Source organism: Dietzia sp. B19 (genome assembly GCF_014145155.1).
GTDB lineage: Bacteria > Actinomycetota > Actinomycetes > Mycobacteriales > Mycobacteriaceae > Dietzia > Dietzia natronolimnaea.
This window is the reverse complement of the sequence record NZ_JAALED010000246.1, coordinates 1-6,020: the sequence shown is the minus strand read 5'-3', so window position 1 is coordinate 6,020 and position 6,020 is coordinate 1. Positions and strand designations below refer to the sequence as shown.

Genomic DNA, 6,020 nt, shown 5'->3' with positions numbered 1-6,020 from the left:
CACATCACGCCGCAGATCGCCGCCACGATCGCCAGCGTGAGGCCGAGTGCCCTGGGGCCGACCGGGGGGACGACCCGCCCGGATGCCCCGGGTCGGGGTCCGGCGGGCACGTGGTCGGTCACGGGGCGATTATGGGTGGCCCCACGCCCCCGGAGGCCGTCAGACGGTGGTCCCGGTCCCGGGCCTGTGGAGGAGCCGGGGGTGTGGGTAACCGGGGTGTGGAAGGGCCGTCGGGGCCCCGGCCCGGCACCGCACCGGAGTGCCGTGTCGGACGGGCGTGCTTACATGTCGTCGTGACCCAGTCCGCCGATCCCCGTCTCCACGCCGTGTGGCAGTCCGGGGTCGTGGGGTTGTGGTGCGACACGGGGTTGCGTCGACCGCACTCGGTGGCGCCGGCTGCCGCGGTGACGGCCGTGGGCCGTGCCGGGGCCCCGGATGCGGTGGTGGAGTTCCTCTCCGGCTACAAGCTGTCCCACCGGATCGGCATCCGTGCCGTCGTGGACGGCAGGGCCAGATCGGCGACGGTGCCCGGGATCCGGATCTCCGTCGGCGCCGCGATCGACCTGTGTCGACTCCTCGGGGCCGAGGACACGTGGGTCGGGTCGGGACTACGGGCGTTCTCCGCCTTGTCCGCGGGTGTCGCGGCGCTCGTGGCCGCGGGCCACGTGGTCCCGTGTCTCACCCGCAGGGACGGGGCGTGGGAGGCGTCCTGGGATCTGGTCGCCTCACCGGTGATCGGGGCGTGGACCACCGAGAGCCTCCAGCGCAGCCACGGGCTGGTCGCCACCCGCGAGGAGCTGGTCCGGCTGCTGTCCGAGCTGGCGGACCACCACGCCCGCACCGCGCTGGCACCCCTGGCGGCAGACCGCCACAGTGATCTCGGTGACGCACTGGTCACCGGTGGTCAGGTGACCTCGGGCGGTCAGGGCCTGGCCGATGCCGTCCGGGAGTTCGGCCGGGCGGCCGCCGCGAAGGACGTCGAGGTGGTGTTCCGGGTGGTCGAACCCTCCGACGACGCCGAGGTGGACCGCGCCGCGACGCCTGGCCACGCCGTGGACGACGACCCGGCTGACGACTCGCCGGGGGAGCGGTCCCGGGATCCCGGTGTGCTCTGGCGGCTGCAGGTGTTGGTCCGGACGGGCGCCGATTCGCTCCGCCCGTTCTCCGACCTCGACGACACCTCCTCCGTGGACGGACCGGTTCGCGACGTGGTCGACCGGGCCGTCCGTTCGTGGCCGCCGCTGACGCGGGCCACCCAGGCGGCCGGTGTTCCCGACCTGCTCCTGCCGACCGATCTCGTGGTCGACCTGGTCGACGAGGGGGTGGAGGCACTCCGGGGCCGCGGGGTCGAGGTCCTGCTGCCGAGGGCCTGGACCAGGATCAGGACAGCGGTCAGGCTGGCCGTCAAGGAGCCCGGGACCGAGTCAGTGGACTCGGGGCACCGGTTGGGCCTCGAACAGCTGGCGGACGTCGACTGGGAGTTGGTGGTCGACGACAACCCGTTGGACGCCACCGAGGCCCGGATGTTGCTCGACGCCGCGTCGGACCTGGTCAAGCTCCGCGGCCAGTGGGTCCGGGCGGACCCGGGTGCGCTCCGGCGGGCGGCCCGCTTCCTCGCCGCCAGGCGTGGCCAGCGGACGACCGCACCCGCTCTGGTCGGGGCGTTGATGTCCGAGGAGGCGGAGGGAGTCGAGGTCCGGTCGCCGGGCACCCTCGACTGGATCCCCTCGTCGTCGTCCCCGGTCGTGCTCCCGGACTGGTTCCGGGCCACCCTGCGTCCGTACCAACTGGACGGTGTCAGGTGGCTCTCGGCGCTCTCCCGGGCCGATACCGGGGCGGTCCTGGCCGACGACATGGGTCTCGGCAAGACGATGCAGGTGCTCGCGCTCACCGCGGTCGAACACGCGGCCGGGAGGTCCGGACCGACACTGGTGGTGGCGCCGCTCACCCTGGTCGCCACGTGGGCCCGGGAGGCGTCGACGTTCGCGCCGGACCTCCGGGTCCACGTCCATCACGGACAGGGTCGGGACCGAGGTGAGGGCGCGGCCGAGAAGATGGCGGACTCCGACCTCGTCCTGACCTCATACGGCACCGCAGCTCGTGACGTCGACCTGCTCACCGGGGTGAGGTGGCGGCGTCTGGTCGCGGACGAGGCGCAGACGGTCAAGAACCCGGCGACCGCGGTGTCCCGGGCGATCAGATCGATCCCCGCGCGGCACCGGATCGCGCTCACCGGGACCCCGGTGGAGAACAGGCTGGACGAACTACGGGCGGTGTTCGACTTCGCCAACCCGGGGCTGCTCGGGTCGGCCAGTACCTTCCGCGCCCGGTTCGTGGTCCCCATCGAATCGCACCGAGACGAGGCCGCGGCCACCCGGCTGCGTGCCCTGGCGGCCCCGTTCGTCCTGCGCCGACTCAAGTCGGACCCGCTCGTGGCCGCGGATCTGCCGGCCAAGCAACACATCAGGGTCGACTCACCACTGACCCGTGAACAGGCGACCCTGTACCAGGCGGTCGTCGAGGACATGATGGAGCAGGTCAGGGACTCCGAGGGTGCGGCCCGCAAGGGTGCGATCCTGTCCGGTCTCACCGCGCTCAAACAGGTGTGCAACCATCCTGCGCACTATCTCGGCGACGGGTCCTCGCTGCTGCGGGGTGGGCGACACCGGTCCGGAAAGCTCGCGGCACTGGACGAGGTCCTCACCGAGATCCTCGACGCGGGGGAGAAGGTCCTGTTGTTCACGCAGTACCGTGCCTTCGGAGATCTGATCATCCCGCTGTTGGAGCGCCGGGCGGCGACCGGGGTCCCGTTCCTCCACGGCGGTGTCACCGCGGGTGGTCGGGCCTCGATGGTCGAGGAGTTCCAGAGCGCGGACGGCCCACCGCTGATGCTCGCCTCCCTCCGGGCGGGCGGGACCGGGCTCACGCTGACCGAGGCCAATCACGTGGTGCATCTGGACCGGTGGTGGAATCCCGCGGTGGAGAACCAGGCGACGGATCGCGTCCACAGGATCGGGCAGACCCGGGTGGTCCAGGTGCGGAACCTCGTGGCGCCCGGGACGGTGGAGGACCGGATAGACGAGTTGCTCGAGTCCAAGCGCGAGCTGGCGGATCTGACGCTCGGCCCCCTCGCGGGTGTGCTCACCGAACTGACAGACGCCGATCTGGCCTCACTCGTCGCGCTGACCGACGAGGGGACGGACGAGACGTGAGCGGGAGAGGAGGGATCCCCACCAGGTCCAAGGCGGGTCCGTTCGGGTCGCACATGTGGAGTCGGCGGTGGTCCTCGGACCTCGAATCCGGCGTGAGCCGCGGCGAGGCGTTCCTCGGCCGCAAGGACGCGCGCAACGGCAGGGTGCTCTCCCTGGAGCACTCCGGCCGCATCGTGCGGTGCGACGTCGACGGCAGTCAACCGGACCCGTTCTCCGTGGAGTTCGAGTTCGCCCCGCTCGACGCCACGGACACCGACGCGCTCCGCACGGCGCTCCGCCGCGAGGAGGGAGGAGTGCTGGGCGCGCTCTCCGGGGATTTCTCCGACACGGTCGGATTCCTCCTGCTCCCGGCGGTCCACGGCGCCACCCGGTACTCGTGCCGGTGCCCGGTCCAGCCGGGCCCGTGTCGACACGTGCTGTCCGCCGCCCACGTGCTCGTGGAGTGGTGGGACGCCACCCCGGAGGTGATGTTCGCACTCCGGGGACTGAGGGCCGAGACGGTGGGCGCCGTGCTGGGGGGGACCGCGGACGGGGACGTCGGCGCGGTCGCCTTCGACGTGGAGGAGAGCCTGTGGGGCCGGGATCCACTTCTCCCCGCCGTCCCCACCACCGCCCCGGCGGGTCTGGAGGATCTCCTGGACGCACCGGTCACCAGGAGACTCGCCGCGGCCGCGACCGGGGATCCACTCGAACAACTGCGGGTGGTGGCCGACCTGGAGGACTTCCTCGACGCGTTCAGCCGGTATCGGCCGGGGGATCAGCGCCCGTGATCCACCCGGTCGGCGAATCCCGCCGCAGCACTGTCGGAGCCCCCACCTACGATGCGGCCATGGACAGGCGACGGGACGGCGACACGATCCGATTCCTCCACTCGGCCGACTGGCAGCTGGGGATGACACGGCGATTCCTCGGGACCGAGTCACAGGCGGTGTACACGGCGGACCGGCTCGCCGCGGTGGCGTCGCTGGGGGACATCGCCCTCGAGCACGGCGCCGAGTTCGTCGTGGTCGCGGGCGACGCGTTCGAGGACAACGCCGTTCCCCGATCGGTCGTGCTCCGTGCCGCGGAGGTTCTCGCGGCCTTCCCGGTACCTGTACTGATCCTCCCCGGGAACCACGATCCGCTGGACGTGTCGTCGGTACTGAGGTGCCGGGACTTCTCCTCGGCCGTGGACGGCGGGGCCGTCACCGTCATCTGTGACTCCGAGCCCGTGGAGATACGCCCCGGGGTCGAGGTGGTGGGGGTCCCGTGGACCTCCAAGCGCCCGGATCCCGCCCGTCTCCCCGCGTTGCTCGCCGACCTGGGCCCGACCGACTCCCTGCGCATCCTCGTCGCGCACGGTGGCACCGACGAGGTCTACGGCGGTGACTCGCCGTCCGTCGAGGCGATCCGCGTCGCGGAGCTCGAGAGCGCCGTCGGGTCGGGACACCTGGACTACGTGGCCCTCGGCGACAGGCACTCGGTCACCCGTGTCGGTGCCGGCGACAGGATCTGGTTCTCGGGGAGCCCCGAGACCACGGCGTTCGACGACGTCGAGAGGGCGTCCGGTCAGGCTCTGCTCGTCGAGCTCGGGACGCGGAGCCCCACCGGCGGCCGGGGTGACTGTGTGGTGACACCCATCCGGACCGGACGGTGGTCCTTCCTCGCGATCACCGCGGAGATCGAGACCGAGTCGGACCTCGACGCCCTCGCCGAGCGGATCGAGGCGATCGAGGACAAACCCAGGACGGTCCTCAAGCTGGGCCTCACCGGGACCGTCGGGGTGGCCCTGCGTGCGAGGATCGACGATCTCCTGGAGACGTGGGCGGAGCTGTTCGCGGCCGCATACCTGCGAGAGCGGCTCACCCACCTGGTGGTCCGCGCGGAGGATTCGGACTTCACCGACCTCGTGGACGGCTATGCCGGGCGCGCGGTTCAGGATCTCGTGGAGAAGGCGGCGTCGAACGGATCGGACTCGGAGGACGCCGGCAATGCGCTCAGTCTGCTATACCGGCTCGTGGACGGAGGCCTGAGGTGATCCTGCACCGGCTGCGTATCGAGGACTTCCGAGGCGTCGACCGGGAGGAGGTGCAGGTGCCCCCCCGCGGGGTCTTCGTGATCGAGGGCCCCAACGAATCGGGCAAGACGAGCCTCATGGATGCACTGGAGATGCTCCTCGAACACAAGGCCTCCTCCGGCCGAGCGGAGATCAAGGCCGCGAGCCCTGTGGGGCGTGACGTCCCGGTGGTGGTGGAGGCCGAGTTCACGATCGACCGCGAGCGGATGCGGTACCGCAAGGAGTTCGTGCGCGGCAAGCGCACGTCACTCGAGTTCCCGGAGTCCGCGAAGGTGGCGCTGACGGGTGACGACGCCCACGACTACGTGCGGGACCTCCTGGACCGCCGGGTGGACAGGTCCCTGTGGAGAGCGCTGCGTATCGCCCAGGACGAACCCATCGGTCAGGTGGAGGCGGGCAAGGGGATGGAGTCGCTGCGGCGAGCCCTGGACGCCGCGGCCGGCGGGGCCGCTCCCACGAGTGACGACACACTGGTCACCCGGGTCGCGGAGGAACGTCACCGCTACCTGACGGCACGACGCGGGGAGCCCACCGGCGAGCTCGCGCGGTCGGAGACCCGGCTCGCGGACGCACGCACGGCACTGGACGACGCCAGGGCGGGGCTGTCCGAACTCGATGCCGCGGTGACCGAGCACGCACACCACTCCGCCGCCCACTCCGCCAGGCGATCCTCGCTGGCCGCCGTCGAGGTGGAGGTGGAGCGCCTCGAGGAGGCCGGACGAACCGTCGCACGGTTCCGGGAGCTCCTCCGG

Annotated in this window: 4 protein-coding genes; all 4 read left to right on the top strand. The window is 71.7% G+C overall.

The features are described 5' to 3' along the window. Nucleotides 1-293: 293 nt before the first annotated feature. Nucleotides 294-3,212, top strand: coding sequence for an SNF2-related protein (locus G6020_RS07995; protein ID WP_182610264.1), 2,919 nt, complete (start codon nt 294-296; stop codon nt 3,210-3,212). Further along, nucleotides 3,209-3,982, top strand: coding sequence for a hypothetical protein (locus G6020_RS07990; protein WP_259848322.1), 774 nt, complete (start codon nt 3,209-3,211; stop codon nt 3,980-3,982). The genes G6020_RS07995 and G6020_RS07990 overlap by 4 nt, the downstream gene beginning before the upstream one ends. Before the next feature lie 59 nt (nt 3,983-4,041). Beyond that, the gene (locus G6020_RS07985) at nt 4,042-5,229 is read left to right on the top strand and encodes a DNA repair exonuclease (protein WP_182610263.1); all 1,188 of its coding nucleotides are present in this window, start codon (nt 4,042-4,044) and stop codon (nt 5,227-5,229) included. Beyond that, the coding region (locus tag G6020_RS07980) for an AAA family ATPase (protein ID WP_182610262.1) at nt 5,226-6,020 on the top strand (795 nt) is incomplete at its 3' end. The genes G6020_RS07985 and G6020_RS07980, both read left to right, overlap by 4 nt.